This window comes from Pseudomonas sp. YL2 (assembly GCF_023063025.1).
GTDB classification, from domain to species: domain Bacteria; phylum Pseudomonadota; class Gammaproteobacteria; order Pseudomonadales; family Pseudomonadaceae; genus Aquipseudomonas; species Aquipseudomonas putida_A.
On sequence record NZ_JAJSLU010000005.1, the window covers coordinates 281,145 to 300,537 of the forward strand.

Consider the following 19,393-nt stretch of genomic DNA (forward strand, 5'->3'; position numbering starts at 1 on the left):
GGAAATGGCTATTACTGCATGTGCCGCTGCCGGACTTTAGCGCAGGCCTGCCGATAATAACCAGCCCTGATGCCATTGATTCAAGCAGGGAAAGAAAAAGGTGGAGAGTCGATCTGTAAGCCGGGTTCTGTCTTGAACAGTCATTCGTCTACGATGGCCATCACTGGACATCTTTAGCAACCTACCCGGTCCCAGCGCGGGCCACGCCTTGGGACCCTATTTGGTCTTGCTCCAAGTGGGGTTTACCTAGCCACGAACTGTTGCCAGACGTGCGGTGCGCTCTTACCGCACCTTTTCACCCTTACCGGCGCCGAAGCGCTTAGGCGGTTATTTTCTGTGGCACTTTCCGTAGGCTCACGCCTCCCAGGCATTACCTGGCACTTCGCCCTATGGAGCCCGGACTTTCCTCCCCCCCCTAATTTTCATAGAGGGCAGCGACTGTCCGATCGACTCTCCGCCGCGCAGGTTAACGGCAGAGCGCCCGAAGAACAAGCGCTAATAGCCGTGAAACCCGTCTGCGCGACGGGTTACTCGCCCTTCTGCTGTTCCAGTGCGACCTGATACAGCACGTTTTTGCGCTCGCCGGTGATTTGCGCGGCCAGGGCGGCAGCGCGCTTGAGCGGCATCTCTTCGAGCAACAAATTGAGCACGCGCATCGCCTCACTGCTGACCGCATCTTCAGACTCCGGTGCAGACCAGCCTGCGACCAGCACCACACACTCCCCCCGCTGCTGATTGCTGTCGGACTCGACAAACGCACGCAGCTCAGCCAGCGGCAACCCCTTAAGCGTCTCGAAAGTCTTGGTGATTTCCCGGGCCAGCAATGCCTGACGCTCTCCACCGAACACCGCTTCCATGTCCTGCAGGCATTCGAGAATGCGATGCGGGGCCTCGTAGAAAATCAGCGTGCGCGGCTCTTCTTTGACTGCGTCCAGGCGCGCCTTGCGTCCTACCGACTTGGCCGGCAGGAAGCCTTCGAAGATGAACCGGTCGGAGGGCAGGCCCGCCGCCGACAGCGCCGCGATCAAAGCACAGGCGCCCGGCACCGGCACCACATTGATCCCCGCCGCCCGCGCCTGACGCACCAGGTGATAACCCGGATCGGAAATCAGCGGCGTCCCCGCATCGGAAATCAGCGCGACGTTATCGCCCGCCAGCAAACGGGTAATAAAGCGGCTACCTTCATCACGTTCATTGTGTTCATGGCAGGCGGCCAACGGCGTGGCAATGCCGAAGTGCTGCATCAGCCGCGCCGAGTGCCGCGTGTCTTCAGCGGCGATCAGCGCCACTTCCCGGAGGATTTTCAGGGCCCGGGCGCTGATGTCGTCCAGGTTGCCGATGGGCGTCGCCACCACATAAAGCGAGCCAGCAGCGGAATTCAAAGGACCTGGAGCAGTCAAAGCGCACACCTCGTGTTCGGTAAAAGCCGGCATTGTAGCGCGTCACGAGGCTTGCGAACCGTATGCGCCAAGCGCGGTTTTGCACGCAGTTGTGCGCCGCTGCAACATTTACTCCAGCTAAATTGATTGATTCACGCCAGTAACATCGCGCCCCGGCCAGTGCTTGGGTACAATTCCACACTAATTTGATCGAGTATCAGGAACACTTACATGATCGCTTGCCTGCGGCTGTTCACTGCCCTCTGCCTCGCTGCCTTGCTGGCGGCCTGCGCCAGCTCCCCCTCCTCCAGCCTTGGCGAACTTCCACGGACTCCGGATGCCAGCATCGAGCAACTGCTCGAACAGGCTACCCAGGCCAAGACGCCGGAAAAAGCCGCGCTGTTGCGCTTGAGTGCGGCAGACCTGGCTTATCGCCAGGGCAACGCCGGCCAGTCCGCGCAGATCCTGCAACAAGTGCCGATGGAGCAGTTGAAGCCAGGCCAGCAGATCTTCGCCAGCACCCTGTCCGCTGAGCTGGCGATGACTCGCAATCAGCCGAAAGCCGCGCTGACGGCCCTGAGCCATCCGAGCCTGCAGCACCTGAGCGAAATGCCGGAAGATCAGCAAGTGCGCACCGGCACCGTGCATGCCCGCGCACTGGAAGCCGACGGCCAGACCCTGGCGGCCGCCCGCGAGCGGATCTTCATCGCACCAATGCTCAAAGGCGAAGTCGCAAGCAAGAACCACGAAGCGATCTGGACCCTGATCGCTTCGCTGCCGACCGATCAGTTGCAACCCAACACCGCCGACGATCTCGGCGGCTGGATGGGTCTGGCCCTGGCCGTGAAAACCGCCGGCACTCTGGAACAGCAGCAAGCGGCGATCGATACCTGGCGCGCAGAAAACCCGAAACACCCGGCGGCAATCAACCTGCCGCTGCCCCTGACCAAACTCAAGGAACTGGCCAGCCAGCCCCTGAGCAAGATCGCCCTGCTGCTGCCGCAAGACGGCCCGCTGGCCTCGGTCGGCAAGGCCCTGCGTGAAGGTTTCATGGCGGCGCACTATCAAGCGCAACAGGCCGGCCAGAAGCCGCCCGCCATCGAGTTCTACGACAGCTCCAAGCTGACCTCGATGGACGAGTTCTACCGCAAGGCTCAGGCTGACGGCGTGCAACTGGTGGTCGGCCCGCTGGAAAAACCGCTGGTCAAACAACTGAGCACACGTCCGCAACTGCCGATCACCACCCTCGCGCTGAACTACAGCGAAGGCGATCAAGGTCCGGCGCAACTGTTCCAGTTCGGTCTGGCGGCTGAAGACGAAGCCCGCGAAGTTTCGCGTCGTGCCCGCGCCGACGGCCTGCATCGCGCGGCGATCATGGTGCCGAAAGGCGAATGGGGCGACCGCGTACTGCGTGCGTTCAGCCAGGACTGGCAGGCCAATGGCGGCAGCATCGTCGCCACCGAGCGTGTCGATCAGCCGGTGCAACTGGCCCAGCAGATCGCCGACATGTTCCAGCTGCGTCAGAGCGAAGCCCGCGCCAAGAGCCTGCAGAACGCCGCTGGCACCAACGTAGCCGCGCAGCCGTCGCGTCGTCAGGACATCGAGTTCATCTTCCTCGCAGCCACCCCGCAACAGGCGCAGCAGATCAAGCCGACCCTGAACTTCCAGTACGCGGGCGATGTTCCGGTGTACGCGACCTCCCACGTCTACAGCGCCAGCGGCGATGTGAACCAGTACAACGACATGAACGGTGTGCGCTTCTGCGAAACCCCGTGGTTGCTGGAAGCCAACGACCCGCTGCGCCAGCAAGTCACCGCGCAATGGCCACAAGCGGCCGGTAGCCTTGGCCGCCTGTACGCCATGGGCGTCGATGCCTACCGCTTGGCACCGCGCCTGGGTCAGTTGAAGGCGCTGCCGGACAGCCGCATCGAAGGTCAGTCGGGCAGCCTGGGCATGACCCAGACCCAACGCGTGGTGCGTCAGTTGCCATGGGCGCAGTTCGTCAACGGTCAGGTTCAACGCCTGCCGGACACCCCGCGCTGATGCCCGACGGCTCGCACCTGCAGAGCGGCAAGGATGCCGAGCGCCAGGCGCTCGAGCATCTGCAACACCAGGGCCTGCGCCTGCTGGCGCAGAACTGGTCATGCAAACGGGGCGAGCTTGATCTGGTCATGCTTGATGGCGATACAGTAGTATTCGTCGAAGTCCGCTACAGAAAAAACACTCAATGGGGTGGCGCGCTCGCTAGCATCGATGAGCGCAAACGGCAGAAACTGATTTTCGCCGCGCAGTATTTTCTTCAGCGTGAGTCACGCTGGGCTGATTCCCCTTGCCGCTTCGACGTGGTGGCCATCGACAGGCACCCGGATCAATTGAACTGGTTGCAGAATGCGTTCGATGGTTGATTCTCTGCACACCACCCCGGACACTTTCACCGACAATTTTTGCTCTTTGCTTTGCGGGCTGCACATTCACGTGCCGAACAGCCGCGCTACTTAAGGTCACACAGATGGACATGCAATCCCGAATTCGCCAGCTTTTCCAGGCCAGTATCGACACCAAGCAACAGGCGATGGACGTACTTGCACCGCACATCGAGCAAGCCAGCCAGATCATGGTCAACGCCCTGCTCAACGAAGGCAAAATGCTTTCGTGCGGCAACGGCGGCTCTGCCGGCGACGCCCAGCACTTCTCCTCGGAGCTGCTCAACCGCTTCGAGCGCGAACGCCCGAGCCTGCCGGCCATCGCCCTGACCACCGACAGCTCGACGATCACCTCGATCGCCAACGACTACAGCTACAACGAAGTGTTCTCCAAGCAGATCCGCGCACTGGGTCAACCAGGCGACGTATTGCTGGCGATTTCGACCAGCGGTAACTCGGCAAACATTATTCAGGCGATCCAGGCCGCACATGATCGCGAAATGATTGTCGTAGCATTGACTGGCCGCGATGGCGGCGGCATGGCTTCGCTGCTGCTGCCTGAAGATGTCGAGATTCGCGTACCGGCCCATGTCACTGCACGTATTCAGGAAGTCCATCTGCTGGCGATCCATTGCCTCTGCGATCTGATCGACAGCCAACTGTTCGGGAGTGAAGAATGACCCCTAATCGCCTTGGCCTTCTGGCCTTGACCCTGTGCCTCGGCATCAGCGGCTGCACCTCGGTGGTGAATGCCAGCCGTGAAGCGCCGATTGAAGACGACCGCGGCACCCGAACCTTCGGCAGCAAAATCGACGACTCGCTGATCGAGACCAAAGTCGGCGTCAACGTGGCCAAGGCCGACCCCGGCCTGGACAAGGACTCGCATATTGTCGTCACCAGCTTTAACGGCGTGGTGCTGCTCGCCGGCCAGACGCCGCGCGAAGACCTCAAGGCCAAGGCCGAACAGGCCGCCGCCAACGTCCAGCGCGTGAAGAAGGTGCACAACGAGCTGCAAGTGATTGCGCCGTCGAGCTTCCTCGCCCGCCAGAACGACGCCTGGCTGACCACCAAGATCAAGACCCAGATGCTGACCGATGCCAGCATTCCCGGCTCGCGCATCAAGGTCGTGACCGAGAACGGCATCGTCTATCTGCTGGGCCTGCTGACCAAGCAGGAAGCCCAACAGGCGACCAATCTGGTGCAAAGCGTTTCCGGCGTGCAGAAAATCGTCAAGCTGTTCGAATACATCGACTGATACGCGACGAGCAGACACAAAAAAGGCGATCCATCCGGATCGCCTTTTTTATTACTTCACCACTTTCAAGCTTGGCCGGCCGCTTGGTCGCGGCGGCTCGCTGCCCGGTGGCGGCAAGTCGTCATCGGGCTCGATATCGTCTTCGTCATCCATCGGCGACTCGAGATCGAACACCATGCCCTGCCCGTTCTCCCGGGCGTAGATGCCCAGAATCGCGCTGATTGGCACATACAGACTGTGCGGCACGCCACCGAAGCGACCCTCGAAGGTCACCACGTCGTTGTCCATGTGCAAGTGGCGCACGGCGCTGGGCGAAATGTTCAGAACAATCTGCCCGTCACTGGCGAAGCCCTGCGGCACCTGCACTGCCGGGTATTCGGAATTGACCAGCATGTGCGGGGTGCAATCGTTATCCACAATCCACTCGTAGAGCGCGCGGACCAGATAAGGTCGACTGGAGTTCATAGCGGCTCCTTAAGCCTTAGCGCATATCGCGTTCGACGCCAGACAGACTTGCCTGGAAAGCCTCACGCGCAAACTGGCGCTCCATATAATCAAGCAGCGGCTTGGCCGGCCGCGGCAGTTCAATACCCAGAATCGGCAAACGCCAGAGTATTGGCAATAGGCAGCAATCCACCAGACTTTGTTCCTCACTGAGGAAAAACGGCTTGTCGGCAAACAGCGGCGACACGCCCGTCAGGCTTTCACGCAATTCCTTACGCGCCACGACACGCGCGGCCTCCTTGGACTTGGGATCAAGAATCAGATCCACCAGACCACACCAGTCGCGCTGAATACGGTGAATCAGCAGACGACTGTTGGCACGCGCCACCGGATAAACCGGCATCAGTGGCGGATGCGGGTAACGCTCATCCAGATATTCCATCACCACGGTCGACTCCCACAACGCCAGGTCGCGATCGACCAGTGTCGGGAGACTGCCGTAAGGGTTCACCTCAATCAGTTTAGGCGGCTGGCGACCAGCTTCCACGTAAATGATTTCGGCGCTGACACCCTTCTCTGCAAGCACGATGCGCACTCGGTGGGAATAGTGGTCGGCGGGGTCGGAGTAACAGGCCAACCGATTGGTCACGCCCATGGCGATCCTCCTCGCTTGTTGAAATTATCGGAACCGGAAAAACGCGCGCGCCCAGAGGGCGCCTCCCGCAATGTCTGGCGAACCAGACCTTGCGTTATCGGAGGAACCCTTGGGCGCGCGCGATTAACAGCAATGCTTGAAGCGTATCAGTGCACGTCTTTCCAGTATTCACGCTTGAGCAGGTAGGCGAACACAAAGAAGAACGCCAGGTACAGCAAGACGTAAGTACCGATGCGCTGATGTTGCAGCTTAACCGGGTTAGCCGAGTAAGCCAGGAAGGTTACCAGATTCTTGACCTTCTCATCGAACTGCTCTTCGTTCAGAGCACCGGATTTCGGCACGATGGTCAACTGATCGCACGCTTCATGGGTCAGCGGCGTACCGGTCAGCGGATCGTATTGCTTCTTGCCGTCCTCGACGATCTGCACTTGCTTGCAGCCCACCACCTGACGGCCTTGCAGGCCGACCAGTACGTTAGGCATGCCGACGTTCGGGAAGACCTTGTTGTTCACGCCCCAAGGACGTGCCGGATCTTCGTAGAACGAGCGCAGGTAACCGTAGAGCCAGTCAGTGCCACGCACACGCGCCACCAAAGTCAGGTCCGGCGGCGCAGCACCGAACCAGGTCTTGGCGTCCGCCGGCTGCATGCCGATGTTCATGTGGTCGCCGATCTTGGCGCCAGTGAACACCAGCTTCTCGAGCATCATTTCGTGGGGAATGCCGAGGTCATCGGCCACCCGCTCGTAACGCTGAAACTTGGCACTGTGGCAGCCCATGCAATAGTTGGCGAAGGTTCGCGCGCCATCTTGCAGGGCAGCCTTATCGGATACATCGATGTCGACTTTTTCCAGCTCCGGACCACCGTGTTCGGCGGCGAAAGACAGCACGGGCAGAGCAGCAAAAATCAGAGCAAAAAATAACTTTTTCATCAGCCAGTCACCCTTTCCGGTACCGGTTTGGTCTTCTCGAGCCTGGTGTAGAACGGCATCAGAATGAAGTAGGCGAAGTACAGGAAGGTGCAGATCTGCGACACCAGCGTGCGCTCCGGCGTCGGGGCGAGTACACCCAGAATGCCGAGGATCACGAAGGAAATGCAGAACACCACCAGCCATGCTTTGCTCATCCAGCCCTTGTAACGCATCGATTTGACCGGGCTGCGATCCAGCCACGGCAGCACAAACAGCATGGCAATCGAGGCGCCCATGGCGATCACGCCCATGAGTTTGTCCGGGATCGCACGCAAGATCGCGTAGAACGGCGTGAAGTACCAGACCGGGGCAATGTGCTCAGGCGTCTTGAACGGGTTGGCTTGCTCGAAGTTTGGTTTTTCGAGGAAGTAGCCGCCCATTTCCGGGAAGAAGAACACGATAAAGCAGAAGATGAACAGGAACACCACTACGCCGACGATGTCTTTCACGGTGTAGTACGGATGGAAGGCAATGCCATCCAGCGGGACACCGTTTTCGTCTTTGTGCTTCTTGATGTCGACGCCATCCGGGTTGTTCGAGCCGACTTCGTGCAGTGCCAGGATGTGCAGCACCACCAGACCGAGGATCACGATCGGCAGCGCGACGACGTGCAGGGCGAAGAAGCGGTTCAGGGTGATTCCGGAAATCAGGTAGTCACCACGAATCCACTGGGTCAGGTCGTTACCGATCACCGGAATCGCACCGAACAGCGAGATGATCACCTGGGCACCCCAGTAGGACATCTGACCCCAAGGCAGCAGATAACCCATGAAGGCCTCAGCCATCAGCGCCAGGTAGATCAGCATGCCGAATACCCAGACCAGTTCACGTGGTTTCTGGTACGAACCGTAGAGCAGGCCACGGAACATGTGCAGGTAGACCACGATGAAGAACGCCGAAGCGCCGGTGGAGTGCAGCAGACGCAGGATCGAGCCGTACTCGACATCGCGCATGATGTATTCGACGGAAGCGAACGCCTCTTCTGCCGACGGCGTGTAGCTCATCGTCAGCCAGACACCGGTGACAATCTGATTGACCAGCACCAGCAGCGCCAGCGAGCCGAAGAAATAGAAGAAGTTGAAGTTTTTTGGTGCGTAATACTTGCTGAGATGGTCTTCCCACATTTTTGTCGCAGGGAAGCGCGCATCAACCCAATCCATGAACTTGCTCATCACGCTTTCTCCGTATCGACGCCAATGACAATCAGGTCATCGGTCTCATAGGAATGCGGGGGAACTGGCAGGTTCAAAGGCGCGGGTTGCGACTTGTAGACGCGGCCAGCCAGATCGTAGTGGGAACCGTGGCAAGGGCAGAAATAGCCACCGACCCAGTCTTTACCCAGATCTGCAGGCGCCACTTCGGGACGGAAGGTTGGTGAGCAACCCAAGTGCGTGCAGATCCCGATCAGCAGGAGAATTTCCGGCTTGATCGAACGCACTTCAGGATCGACATAGGTAGGTTGCGTGGAGTTTTTGGAAGTCGGATCGGAGAGCTGGCCCTCGATCTTCTTGAGATTCCCCAGGATTTCCGCAGTACGGCGGACAATGAACACCGGCTGGCCGCGCCACTCGGCAATCATCTGCTGTCCTGGCTCGATCTTGCTGACATTCACTTTCACCGGTGCACCGGCGGCTTTCGCCTTGGCACTGGGAAACCATGACCCCACGAACGGGACCGCAGCCCCCACCGCTCCTGCAGCACCCACCACGGATGTGGCTGCTACCAAGAAGCGACGCCGGCCTGCATTCACGCCGTCATTGCTCATTCAGTCCTCTCCCATCAGCTTTGTGGCCTGTTAAATCAGGCATCTACTAAATAAATCAATGTTACTTATAAAAATTTTGCCGAGATGGTAATGAAAAGCCCCAATTCTGACAAGGGAATTACCCGGAGCTCATACCCTCAAGCCTTGCAGTATAGGGGGTCTACGAATGTGGCAAGTTGTCACAGCGCAATTCTTTTGATAAATCGCAGGCATAAAAAAACGCCCGGTTCCGTGAGGAATCGGGCGTTCTTTTTTGAACGTGGAAACGAATTAACGCTTCGAGTACTGCGGACGCTTACGCGCTTTACGCAGACCAACTTTCTTACGTTCAACTTCACGGGCGTCGCGAGTAACGAAGCCAGCTTTGCGCAGAGCGCTACGGAGGGTTTCGTCGTAGTCCATCAGAGCGCGAGTGATGCCGTGGCGGATTGCGCCAGCCTGACCACTTACACCACCACCGATGACAGTGACGTAGATGTCGAACTTCTCGACAGTCTCGGTCAGTTCCAGCGGCTGACGAACTACCATGCGGGCAGTTTCGCGACCGAAGAACGAGTCCAGGGAGCGGTTGTTGATGGAGATGTTACCAGTACCCGGACGCAGGAAAACGCGTGCGGTTGCGGTCTTGCGACGGCCAGTGCCGTAATTTTGAGTCGCCGACATAATGAACTATTCCGTTAAATCTTCAGTTCTTGGGGCTGCTGAGCAGTATGAGGGTGTGCAGCGCCCGCATAGACTTTCAGCTTACGGTACATGTCACGACCCAGCGGGTTCTTAGGCAGCATGCCTTTAACCGCGGTCTCGATCACGCGCTCAGGGGCCTTGGCGATCAGCTTTTCAAAGTTGATCGACTTGATGCCGCCCGGGAAACCGGAGTGGGAGTAGTACATTTTGTCAGTGGTTTTAGCGCCGGTTACACGGATCTGCTCGGCGTTGATTACGACGATGTAGTCGCCGGTGTCAACGTGAGGAGTGTACTCAGGCTTGTGCTTGCCACGCAGACGGCTCGCGATTTCGGTGGCCAGACGACCCAGGGTCTGACCAGCAGCGTCGACGACAAACCAGTCGCGCTTTACTGTTTCCGGTTTAGCAGTAAAAGTTTTCATTCTTTATAGCCTCAGGGGCCGCCTGTAAATAAGACGGCGGATCTTACTGAATAGTGCGTACTTTGACAAGTCAAAGGCAGCCGGATACAGACGCTTTCGGGGGCTCGGGTCGGCGCGTCCGTTCAACGGCAAGATTCTTCGGCGGCGGCGCATCACTTCCACTGCAGAAAGAGGTCGGCAATTATGCAGATTGCGAAAAAATTTTCAACCTGCTTTTATGATTGTTTTGCCCAAGGAGCACCCGATGGACTATCGCCAGCTAGGCCGTACCGACCTGAACGTGAGTGCAATCTGCCTCGGCACCATGACCTGGGGCGAGCAAAACACTGAAGCTGAAGCCTTCGCCCAGATCGAACGGGCCAAGGAAGCCGGGATCAATTTCATCGACACCGCCGAGATGTACCCGGTGCCGCCGAAAGCCGACACCTACGCCACCACCGAGCGCTACATCGGCAATTACTTCAAGCGTCGCGGCGACCGCGCCGACTGGATCCTAGCCAGCAAGATCGCCGGCCCCGGCAACACCATCGACTACATCCGCGACAAGAACCTGCGCCACAATCGCCAGCACATCACCGCCGCGGTGGATGCCAGCCTCGAGCGCCTGCAGACCGATTACATCGACCTTTATCAATTGCACTGGCCGGAGCGCAGCACCAACTTTTTCGGACAACTGGGCTACAAGCACAAGATCGAGGCCAACCTGACGCCGCTCGAAGACACCCTCGAAGCCCTCGACGAGCAGGTCAAGGCCGGCAAGATCCGCCACATCGGTCTGTCCAACGAGACGCCGTGGGGCACCATGCGCTTCCTTGCCCTGGCCGAAGCCCGTGGCTGGCCGCGTGCGGTGTCGATCCAGAACCCGTACAACCTGCTCAACCGCAGCTTCGAAATCGGCCTGGCGGAAATCGCCATCCGTGAACAGTGCGGCCTGCTCGCCTACTCGCCGCTGGCGTTCGGCTTCCTGTCAGGCAAGTACGAAGGTGGCGCTCGCCCACCGAAAGGTCGCCTGAGCCTCTACAGCCGCTTCAGCCGCTATTTCAACGCGCAATCGGAAGCTGCCTGCAGCCGCTATGTGGCATTGGCCCGTGAACACGGTCTGGATCCGGCGCAAATGGCGCTGGCGTTCGTCACCCAGCAACCGTTCGTCACCAGCAACATCATTGGCGCGACGACGCTTGCGCAACTGGACAGCAACATTGCCAGTTTTGATCTGAAACTTTCCGATGAAGTGCTGGCGGGAATCGAGGCGATTCACAAGGATCACCCGAACCCGGCGCCTTGATCGACCGCTAAAAGCTTCGCGAGGAGGGTCGCCCCCCCCCGGAAGGGGGTTCCCGGGGGGGGGGGGCCGCCCGCGGGGGGGGCAGGCAGCCCCCCCCAAATTTCAAAGCGACCGCGCAATGATCTCCTTCATGATTTCATTGGTGCCGGCATAGATGCGCTGCACGCGCGCATCCGCCCACGCCCGGGCCACCGGGTATTCCCACATGAAGCCGTAGCCGCCATGCAACTGCACGCACTCGTCGAGCACCTTGCATTGCAGGTCGGTGCCCCAGTATTTGGCCATCGCCGCTGTCGGAACGTCGAGCTTGCCCTGCAGATGCAGCTCCAGGCACTTGTCGACAAATACTCGGCCGATCTGAATCTCGGTAGCCATTTCCGCCAGTTTGAAGCGGGTGTTCTGGAAGTCGGCGATCGCCTTGCCGAACGCTTTGCGATCACGGGTGTAATCCAGCGTCCATTGCAGTGCCGCTTCGGCTGAGGCCAGACCACCGATCGCTACCGTCAGTCGCTCCTGTGGCAATTCCTGCATCAAATAAGCGAACCCTGCCCCGGCCTGACCCAACAGGTTTTCCTTGGGAACACGCACGTCTTGGAAGAACAATTCCGACGTGTCCTGAGCCTTCATTCCGACCTTCTCCAGGCGTTTGCCCTTCTCGAAGCCCGGCGTATTCGCTTCCACCACAAACAGGCTGGTGCCCTTGGCGCCGGCCTTCGGATCAGTCTTGGCGACGACGATCACCAAATCAGCGAGGAAGCCGTTGGTGATGAAAGTCTTGGAGCCGTTGATCACGTACTCGTCGCCATCCAGCACCGCCGTGGTCTTGACCCCTTGCAGGTCGGAACCGGCACCCGGTTCGGTCATGGCAATCGCACTGACCATCTCGCCAGAGACCAGTTTCGGCAGGTATTTGTGCTTAAGCGCTTCGCTGCCGTAATGCAGGATGTACGGTGCGACGATGTCCGAATGCAGCGAAAAGCCGATACCGGTCAGACCCAAGCGACCGACCTCTTCGATCACCACCGCGCTGTACAGAAAGTCCGCGCCCAGGCCGCCGTATTCTTCCGGCAGGTGTGAGCAGAGCATCCCCGCCTCCCCGGCCTTGTTCCACAGCTTGCGGTCGATGTGGCCTTGTTTCTCCCATTGCGCATGGAACGGCACAGCCTCTTTTTCGAGGAAGGTTCGTACGCTGTCGCGGAACAATTCGTGCTCGGAGCTGAACAAGGTTCTGGGGATCATGCGGCACCTTTCATTCTTGTTGGAGGGATATGACCTTCAGAGACTAAGCCTCACCTCCGACACAGGACACTGGACACATCCGACAAAAAATAAGACGATCCAGCCGTCTGGTGACCACTTTCCCTTATAAAAACAAAACAAAAGTTGAATTATGTCCAAGCAAGTCTCCACGCCCTTGCGGCGCGTCAGCATCCTGGCAATCGACCGGGTTTTCGCATCCACTCTCATGCAGGCCAAGGATTTCTTCCATCTGGCCAGCCTGCGTTACGGCAAACAACTGGGCCACGGCCTGACACCGGCGTTTGAAACCCGCCTGGTCAGCCCCGACGGCAAACCGGTGAACAGCTTCAGTGACGTGATGATGCCGGTGGACGGCGGCCTGGAAAACGCCGACGTCATCATCCTCCCAGCGTTCTGGGACGACTTCGAAACCCTGTGCGGCCGTTATCCACAGATCCTGCCATGGCTGCGCGAGCAGCATGCCCGCGGCGCCGTGCTCTGCGGCGAAGCCACCGGGGTATTCTGGCTGGCCGAGGCCGGACTGCTCAATGGCAAGGAAGCGACCACCTACTGGCGTTTCTTCAATGCCTTCGCCGAGCGCTTCCCCAAGGTGTACCTCAATCAGGACAAGCACCTGACCGACGCTGACAACCTGTATTGCGCCGGCGGCACCACTTCGGCCTGCGATCTCTATATCTACCTGATCGAACGCTTCTGCGGCGCCAACGTGGCGCAAGCCGTGGCCCGCGACATTCTGTATGAAGTGCAGCGCAGCTATTCGCCGGGACGTATCGGTTTCGGCGGGCAGAAGCTCCACCAGGACGTGATCATCCTGCAGATCCAGCACTGGCTTGAAGAGCATTTCGCCGACAAGTTCCGCTTTGAAGACGTGGCCCGCGAGCACGGCATGAGCATCCGTAATTTCATGCGCCGCTTTCAGACTGCGACTGGCGACAAGCCGCTGCACTACCTGCAACGGTTGCGTATAGAGACCGCCAAGGGCTTGCTGTCCGGCAGCCGCAAGAGCATCAAGACCATCAGTTATGAGGTCGGCTACGACGATGCGAGCTTCTTTGCGCGGCTGTTCCGCCAGCACACCGAGCTGTCGCCGAACCAGTATCGGCAGCAGTTTCAGCAGGCCGCGTAACTCGCTGCCCACGCACAAAACCACTGTGGGAGCGGGCTTGCTCGCGAAAGCGTACTTTCAGTTGGCATCTATTTAGCTGACACACCGCATTCGCGAGCAAGCCCGCTCCCACAGGGGTACTGCGTCGCATAAAAAAGGGCCTGCAATTGCAGGCCCTTTTTTGTATGCCGAATCTGTTTAAGGCTTGTGTGCCCGGGACAGGAATTCGTGCGATTGCATCTCCAGCAGACGGCTGAGCGTACGCTGGAATTCGAACGTCAGGCGTCCGCCGGTGTACAGGTCTTTCAACTCGACTTCGGCAGAAATGATCAGCTTGACGTTACGGTCGTAGAACTCGTCGACCATGTTGATGAAACGCCGGGCGATGTCGTCGGTGGTGACGCTCATCTGCTCGACGCCGCTGAGCAGCACGGCGTGGAAAATCTTGCCCAGTTCGATGTAATCGTTCTGGCTGCGCGGACCGTCGCACAGTTCGCGGAAGTCGAACCAGGCCACGTCGTCGCAGGTGCGCAGGGCACGGATTTCGCGGTTCTCGATGATCAGCACATCGTTTTCCACCGCTGCCGTGCATTCCGGCGTCAGGGCCTTGAAGCTCTTGCGCAGGCTTTCATGGGCGGCTTCGTCCAGCGGATAGTGGAACAGCTCCGCTTGTTCGAGGTGGCGCAGACGGTAGTCGACACCGCTGTCGACGTTGACGATCTCGGTGTTCTGCTTGATCAGCGCAATAGCCGGCAGGAAGCGTGCGCGTTGCAGACCGTCCTTGTACAAGCCGTCCGGAACGATGTTCGAAGTCGCGACCAGGGTCACGCCGTTCTTGAACAGCTCTTCCATCAGCGTGCCAAGGATCATCGCGTCGGTGATGTCCGAGACGAAAAATTCATCGAAGCAGATCACTCGCGACTCGGTCGCGAAGCGCTTGGCGATGATGGTCAGCGGGTTTTTCTCGCCGCCGAGGGTTTTCATCTCTTCGTGCACACGCTTCATGAAGCGGTGGAAGTGGGTGCGGGTCTTTTCCTTGAACGGCAGCGCTTCGAAGAAGGTGTCGACCAGGTAAGTCTTGCCGCGACCCACGCCGCCCCAGAAGTACAGGCCCTTGACCGGCGTCTGATCCTTCTTGCCAAACAGCTTGCCCAGCAAACCCGGCTTGTTCTGCTCGGCCGCGATCAGATCGTCGTACAGGCGCTGCAGATGACGCACGGCAGTTTCCTGCGCGGCGTCATGGAAGAAGTCCGGGCGTTTCAGATCAGCTTGATATCGTTCTAGGGGCGTCATAATTCGTTAGCAAGGCAACAAAAACGGGCCGTCACTGTAGCGACGGCCCGTAGGAATGGCAATCAGCCCTTGGTCGGGCCGCGCCGCGGATTAGTCCTGAACCGGGGTCAGCGCAACGCGCAGAGCCTCGATGGCCGCGTCCCGCGCGGCAGCATCAGCGAACGCCGGGCTGTCACCAACGCACTCACCTTCCAGCCACACGCTGAAGCTCAGGTCTTCGTTGCGGACGTCCAGCGCCTGACCGGCTTGCAGTTGCTTGGTCACCTGGCCGGCGGTTTTGCCGTCGGCGAAGTTGCGCGACAGCAGCAGTTGCTCGCCATCTGCCGCCAGCAGACGGAAACGGAAGCTGCCGTCGTCTTCACGGAAGCTGACGAAACGTGCAGCTTTCACGGCTTTCTTCTTGGTGGTCGCCGCGACTTGCACCTGATTGACGAACGAACGCAGGCCGACCGCTTCACGCAGTTCGTTGAGGAACGGCGTCGCCACCGCACGAGCCTTTTTCGCGCCGTGTTGCAGGATGTCTTCCAGATCCGCCGGGCGCTCGATCAACTGGTGATAGCGCTCGCGGGACTCGCCCAGTTCATTGTCGAGCAACTGGAACAGACGATTCTTCGCCTCGCCCCAACCCAGACCGCCGAGCAGTTCGCTGCGGAATTCGTCCGCCTGCGCCGGTGTGGCGAACGCCTGAAACAGAGTGAACAGGTGCGAGTTGTCCGGATCTTTGGCTTCGCCCGGCGCTTTGGAGTCGGTGACGATCCGCGAGATCGCGTCCTTCATCTCTTTGGCGCTGGAGAACAGCGGGATGGTGTTGTCGTAGCTCTTCGACATCTTGCGCCCGTCGAGGCCGGGCAAGGTCGCCACGCTCTCCTCAATCAGCGCTTCAGGCATGGTGAAGAACTCTTTGCCTTGGCCGAACAGGTGGTTGAAGCGCTGGCCGATGTCACGGGCCATTTCCACGTGCTGGATCTGGTCGCGACCGACCGGCACCTTGTGCGCGTTGAACATCAGAATGTCCGCCGCCATCAGCACCGGGTAGCTGTAGAGGCCCATGGTGATCCCAGAATCCGGGTCCTCGCCGGTTTCGACGTTCTTGTCCACCGAGGCCTTGTAGGCGTGCGCCCGGTTGAGCAAGCCTTTGGCGGCGACGCAGGTCAGCAGCCAGGTCAGCTCGGGGATTTCCGGGATGTCGGACTGGCGATAGAAGGTCACACGGTCGACATCCAGGCCACCGGCCAGCCAGGTCGCGGCGATTTCCAGACGCGAGCGCTGGATGCGCAGCGGGTCATCGCATTTGATCAGGGCGTGGTAGTCGGCCAGGAAGTAGAACGAATCGGCATTGCTGTCGCGGCTGGCGAGGATCGCCGGGCGGATGGCGCCGGCGTAGTTGCCCAGGTGCGGCGTGCCGGTGGTGGTGATGCCGGTGAGGATACGGGTACGGTTCGTCATGGGTAATCGCTTGTCAGACTGCAATCAATTCGAGAGACGCGGCAGGATCAGATCCTTGAGATCGGTCAGCTTGCCATGAAAAAAGTGTCCGCATTCTGCCACTTTCAGCAGCTCATGGGGGCGCTGGAGTTTTTCCGACCAGTCGTAGACCAACTGCGGATCGATCACTTCGTCGGTTTCCGGCTGGATCACGGTCAGCTCGCCGTGCTGTGGCAGTTGATCCTGATCGCCCAGACGCATCACTGCCGGCGCGACCATGAACAGCTGCTTTGACTGCACGCCTTGGGCTTCGAGACGACCGCCGAGACTTGCTGCAACAAATCCGCCGAAGGAGAAACCGAACAGGGTCAGCGGCAGCTCCGGATGCTTTTCCAGTAGCCATGCTGCGGCAGCCTGAGCGTCGTCGACTTCACCGCTGCCCATGTCGTGGGAGCCTTCGCTGGCACCGACGCCGCGATAGTTGAAGCGCAAGGTGATCAGCCCGGCGTCGCGCGCGGTGCGCTGCAGGGTCGAGACGACCTTGTTGAGCATGGTGCCGCCCTGCACCGGGTTTGGATGGCAGATCAGCGCGATGCCGACTGGCTGCTCGTTATCGAGGTACAGCGCTTCGATTTGGCCGACTGGGCCGGCAATCACTACAGGGGTTTCACGCATCAGCAAGGAAGGAACTCCGTGACCTCGAATCGGGTCGACTCGTCTAGCAAATTGTCTGTGCCAATCTATTGCGAGTGAATCGCGGTATACAGCGCAGGTTCGAGCCGTTAACGTAAAGCAAAGCCGTTTATAGAGGAAGGACTCGTGGAACACTCGCTCTTAGTTTGGTTGTTACCGACTCTTGCCCTGGTTGTGGGTGTCGCCATTGGATTCCTGATCGCTCGCGTCGCACCGAATGCCGCGCCGAGCCGCACGCAGCGTCAACTGGATGATATCCAGGAGCGTTTCGACAGCTATCAAAACGAGGTGGTCACCCACTTCAACAGCACCGCGATGCTGGTCAAGAAGCTGACCCAGAGCTATCAGGAAGTGCAGGATCATCTCGCCGAGGGCGCCAACCGCCTGGCCCTGGACGAGCAGACCCGTCAACGCCTGATCGCCGCTTTGCACGCCGATGCCGCGCAGGCACCGCGCGAACGCCTGACGCCGCCGCGCGATCAGGAGCCGCCACGCGACTACGCACCGAAAGCCCCGAACTCGCCGGGCATGCTCGATGAGCATTATGGCCTGAAGAAGTAATCAGTCTTCGCTGCAAGCAAATAGCCCCCGGACAATTCGGTTGTCCGGGGGCTTTTTTTGTATCTGATGATTTGAGGGTGTTGGTCCGGCCCCTTCGCGAGCAAGCCCGCTCCCACAGGGTCATGTGGTGAACGCAGATTCTGTGAACAACACCCATCCCTGTGGGAGCGGGCTTGCTCGCGAAAGGGCCAGCACGGGCAACCCAAAAAAATGCCCGGTCACAAGACCGGGCATTTCTTCACTCAAGCATTCACTTACGGATACTGCTGAACCGTCCCCGGCTGTTGCTGCTGACCACCATACTGCTGACCTGGAATCGCTTTCAGGTTGACCTCGACGCGGCGGTTCTGCGCGCGGCCATTGACGTCACCGTTGCTGGCAATCGGGTTATCCGGGCCGGCGCCACGGGCCGACAGGTTGGCACCGCTGACACCTTGAGAAGTCAGGTAGGTGGCCACGCTCTGCGCACGACGCTGGGACAGGTCCATGTTGTGCTGGCGGCTGCCGGTGCTGTCGGTGTAGCCGACGATTTCGATCTGGTTCTGGTTGAACTCTTTCAACGAGTTCGCCAGGTTGTTCAGCGGCTGATAGAAGCTTGGCGCGATGTTCGCCGAATCGGTGGCGAAGGTGATGTTGCCTGGCATGATCAGCTTGATCTGATCGCCCTGGCGCTGCACTTCAACCCCGGTGTTGGCCATGCTGGCGCGCAGCTTTTTCTCTTGCTGGTCGGCGTAGTAACCGTAACCGGCCGCCGAGGCACCAACGACCGCCGCGCCGATCAAGGCCCCCTTGCCACGGTTGTTGTGGTCGATGGCGGCACCTGCCAAGGCGCCGGCCAGCGCACCGAGACCGCCGTACTTGGCGGTTTTGCTCATGCCTTGCGAGCCACCGTCGGCCTGCCCCTGATTGTCATACGGGTTGGGCGAGGCGCAGCCGGCCAACATGGCCACAGCGGTAGCAACAATAATCAAACGAGGCGTGGTGAACATGAAGAGCTCCTGGTTTTTTTCGCATTCTGTGTGGCAGCGGCCCTAGGCAATAGACCTGTGCGGGCGTTGGATCATGACAATGCCAAAAAATTCCGCCGCACACTCATGACAAAATGTTTAGGCGCGCACGAACGGGTTTTCCCGCATTTCATCCCCGAGACGCGTGTCCGGACCATGCCCGGCAACCACGATTGCGTCTTCGTCGAGGGTGTACAGCCGCTGCTTGATCGATCGCACGATGGTCGCCTGATCGCCGCCCCACAAATCCGTGCGCCCTACTCCGCGACGAAACAGCGTGTCGCCGGCAATCAACAGCTTAGCCTCGGAAAACCAAAAGCTCATGGAACCGGGCGTATGTCCCGGCGTATGCAGCGCCACGCCGCAGCCGCAGGCCAGTTCTTCATCGTCGCTCAACCAGCGATCCGGCGACGGCACCGGCGTGTAGGGCACACCGAACATCTGGCATTGCATTTCGAGGTTGTCCCACAGGAACTGGTCTTCCTTGTGCAGATGCAGGGTTGCGCCAGTCTTTTCCTTCATCTGCCCGGAGGCGAGGAAATGATCAAGGTGCGCATGAGTGTGGATAATGCTGACCACTTTCAGACCCAGCGCATCGAGGCGCGCCATGATCAGATCGGGATTGCCGCCCGGGTCGACGACGATGGCTTTTTTCGTGATGGGGTCGCCGATGATCGTGCAATTGCACTGCAACGGGCCGACCGGGAAGGTTTCGCGAATAAGCGCGGGACTTGGAACAGACATGAAATGGATCCTGGACTGACAAGGT

The 19,393-nt window shown here is 59.5% G+C and carries 21 protein-coding genes and 1 other RNA gene; 7 read left to right on the plus strand and 15 right to left on the minus strand.

Annotated elements, in window-relative coordinates; genetic code table 11:
- Window positions 1–100: 100 nt before the first annotated feature.
- Window positions 101–454, minus strand: an RNA gene (gene rnpB / locus LVD08_RS10485) — RNase P RNA component class A.
- Window positions 455–527: 73 nt separating this feature from the next.
- On the minus strand, window positions 528–1,433 hold the full coding sequence (gene rsmI / locus LVD08_RS10490; protein ID WP_247268087.1) for a 16S rRNA (cytidine(1402)-2'-O)-methyltransferase: 906 nt from the start codon (window positions 1,431–1,433) through the stop codon (window positions 528–530).
- A gap of 177 nt (window positions 1,434–1,610) precedes the next feature.
- Between rsmI and LVD08_RS10495 the strand changes: the two genes are divergently transcribed.
- The 4 genes from LVD08_RS10495 (at window position 1,611) to LVD08_RS10510 (ending at window position 5,057) form a co-directional block, all read left to right on the plus strand.
- Entirely contained in the window at window positions 1,611–3,422 is a 1,812-nt protein-coding gene (locus tag LVD08_RS10495) for a penicillin-binding protein activator (RefSeq protein ID WP_247268088.1), read from the plus strand.
- Window positions 3,422–3,784 (plus strand): YraN family protein, encoded by a 363-nt coding sequence (locus tag LVD08_RS10500; RefSeq protein ID WP_007961623.1) that lies wholly within the window; start codon window positions 3,422–3,424, stop codon window positions 3,782–3,784. The genes LVD08_RS10495 and LVD08_RS10500 overlap by 1 nt, the downstream gene beginning before the upstream one ends.
- Window positions 3,785–3,888: 104 nt before the next feature.
- A complete protein-coding gene (locus LVD08_RS10505; RefSeq protein WP_007961622.1) occupies window positions 3,889–4,482 on the plus strand; it encodes a phosphoheptose isomerase in 594 nt (197 codons plus the stop codon).
- Window positions 4,479–5,057 carry a BON domain-containing protein gene (locus LVD08_RS10510; RefSeq protein WP_007961621.1) on the plus strand — a complete coding sequence of 193 codons (579 nt, stop codon included), beginning with the start codon at window positions 4,479–4,481 and terminating at the stop codon, window positions 5,055–5,057. The genes LVD08_RS10505 and LVD08_RS10510 overlap by 4 nt, the downstream gene beginning before the upstream one ends.
- A gap of 51 nt (window positions 5,058–5,108) precedes the next feature.
- Here the strand turns inward: LVD08_RS10510 and LVD08_RS10515 are convergent, their stop codons facing one another.
- From LVD08_RS10515 to rplM, 7 genes are all read right to left on the minus strand, one after another.
- Entirely contained in the window at window positions 5,109–5,522 is a 414-nt protein-coding gene (locus LVD08_RS10515) for a ClpXP protease specificity-enhancing factor (RefSeq protein ID WP_027612189.1), read from the minus strand.
- Window positions 5,523–5,538: 16 nt separating this feature from the next.
- On the minus strand, window positions 5,539–6,156 hold the full coding sequence (locus LVD08_RS10520) for a glutathione S-transferase N-terminal domain-containing protein (RefSeq protein ID WP_007961620.1): 618 nt from the start codon (window positions 6,154–6,156) through the stop codon (window positions 5,539–5,541).
- 146 nt (window positions 6,157–6,302) lie between these two features.
- Entirely contained in the window at window positions 6,303–7,085 is a 783-nt protein-coding gene (locus LVD08_RS10525) for a cytochrome c1 (RefSeq protein ID WP_007917027.1), read from the minus strand.
- Entirely contained in the window at window positions 7,085–8,296 is a 1,212-nt protein-coding gene (locus LVD08_RS10530) for a cytochrome b (RefSeq protein ID WP_027612190.1), read from the minus strand. The genes LVD08_RS10525 and LVD08_RS10530 overlap by 1 nt, the downstream gene beginning before the upstream one ends.
- The gene (gene petA, locus LVD08_RS10535; protein WP_003228055.1) at window positions 8,296–8,889 is read right to left on the minus strand and encodes a ubiquinol-cytochrome c reductase iron-sulfur subunit; all 594 of its coding nucleotides are present in this window, start codon (window positions 8,887–8,889) and stop codon (window positions 8,296–8,298) included. Before petA ends, LVD08_RS10530 begins: the two co-directional genes overlap by 1 nt.
- A gap of 270 nt (window positions 8,890–9,159) precedes the next feature.
- Window positions 9,160–9,552, minus strand: a complete 393-nt coding sequence (gene rpsI / locus LVD08_RS10540) for a 30S ribosomal protein S9 (protein ID WP_007961615.1) — start codon at window positions 9,550–9,552, stop codon at window positions 9,160–9,162.
- Between the two features lie 14 nt (window positions 9,553–9,566).
- Complete coding sequence (gene rplM, locus LVD08_RS10545; protein ID WP_003228062.1) at window positions 9,567–9,995, minus strand: 50S ribosomal protein L13; 429 nt, start codon at window positions 9,993–9,995, stop codon at window positions 9,567–9,569.
- A gap of 244 nt (window positions 9,996–10,239) precedes the next feature.
- On the opposite strand from rplM, the gene LVD08_RS10550 reads away from it, so the two are divergent.
- Window positions 10,240–11,280, plus strand: a complete 1,041-nt coding sequence (locus LVD08_RS10550) for an NADP(H)-dependent aldo-keto reductase (protein WP_247268089.1) — start codon at window positions 10,240–10,242, stop codon at window positions 11,278–11,280.
- Window positions 11,281–11,382: 102 nt separating this feature from the next.
- Here LVD08_RS10550 and LVD08_RS10555 read toward each other — a convergent pair whose 3' ends face one another.
- Window positions 11,383–12,519 (minus strand): acyl-CoA dehydrogenase family protein, encoded by a 1,137-nt coding sequence (locus LVD08_RS10555; RefSeq protein WP_115988927.1) that lies wholly within the window; start codon window positions 12,517–12,519, stop codon window positions 11,383–11,385.
- Between the two features lie 250 nt (window positions 12,520–12,769).
- On the opposite strand from LVD08_RS10555, the gene LVD08_RS10560 reads away from it, so the two are divergent.
- On the plus strand, window positions 12,770–13,666 hold the full coding sequence (locus LVD08_RS10560; RefSeq protein ID WP_171061848.1) for a GlxA family transcriptional regulator: 897 nt from the start codon (window positions 12,770–12,772) through the stop codon (window positions 13,664–13,666).
- 177 nt (window positions 13,667–13,843) lie between these two features.
- Here LVD08_RS10560 and zapE read toward each other — a convergent pair whose 3' ends face one another.
- The 3 genes from zapE to LVD08_RS10575 all read right to left on the minus strand — a co-directional run bounded on the left by zapE (window position 13,844) and on the right by LVD08_RS10575 (window position 17,038).
- On the minus strand, window positions 13,844–14,938 hold the full coding sequence (zapE, locus tag LVD08_RS10565) for a cell division protein ZapE (protein WP_041074841.1): 1,095 nt from the start codon (window positions 14,936–14,938) through the stop codon (window positions 13,844–13,846).
- A gap of 90 nt (window positions 14,939–15,028) precedes the next feature.
- Complete coding sequence (locus tag LVD08_RS10570; RefSeq protein ID WP_247268090.1) at window positions 15,029–16,384, minus strand: tryptophan--tRNA ligase; 1,356 nt, start codon at window positions 16,382–16,384, stop codon at window positions 15,029–15,031.
- A 24-nt stretch (window positions 16,385–16,408) separates the two neighbouring features.
- A complete protein-coding gene (locus tag LVD08_RS10575) occupies window positions 16,409–17,038 on the minus strand; it encodes an alpha/beta hydrolase (protein ID WP_247268091.1) in 630 nt (209 codons plus the stop codon).
- A gap of 144 nt (window positions 17,039–17,182) precedes the next feature.
- Between LVD08_RS10575 and LVD08_RS10580 the strand changes: the two genes are divergently transcribed.
- A complete protein-coding gene (locus tag LVD08_RS10580; RefSeq protein ID WP_007961596.1) occupies window positions 17,183–17,617 on the plus strand; it encodes a YhcB family protein in 435 nt (144 codons plus the stop codon).
- 254 nt (window positions 17,618–17,871) lie between these two features.
- Here LVD08_RS10580 and LVD08_RS10585 read toward each other — a convergent pair whose 3' ends face one another.
- Together LVD08_RS10585 and LVD08_RS10590 are read right to left on the minus strand one after the other, a co-directional pair.
- Window positions 17,872–18,606, minus strand: coding sequence for an OmpA family protein (locus LVD08_RS10585; protein WP_007961595.1), 735 nt, complete (start codon window positions 18,604–18,606; stop codon window positions 17,872–17,874).
- A gap of 117 nt (window positions 18,607–18,723) precedes the next feature.
- Window positions 18,724–19,368, minus strand: a complete 645-nt coding sequence (locus tag LVD08_RS10590) for an MBL fold metallo-hydrolase (protein ID WP_247268092.1) — start codon at window positions 19,366–19,368, stop codon at window positions 18,724–18,726.
- Window positions 19,369–19,393: the final 25 nt, after the last annotated feature.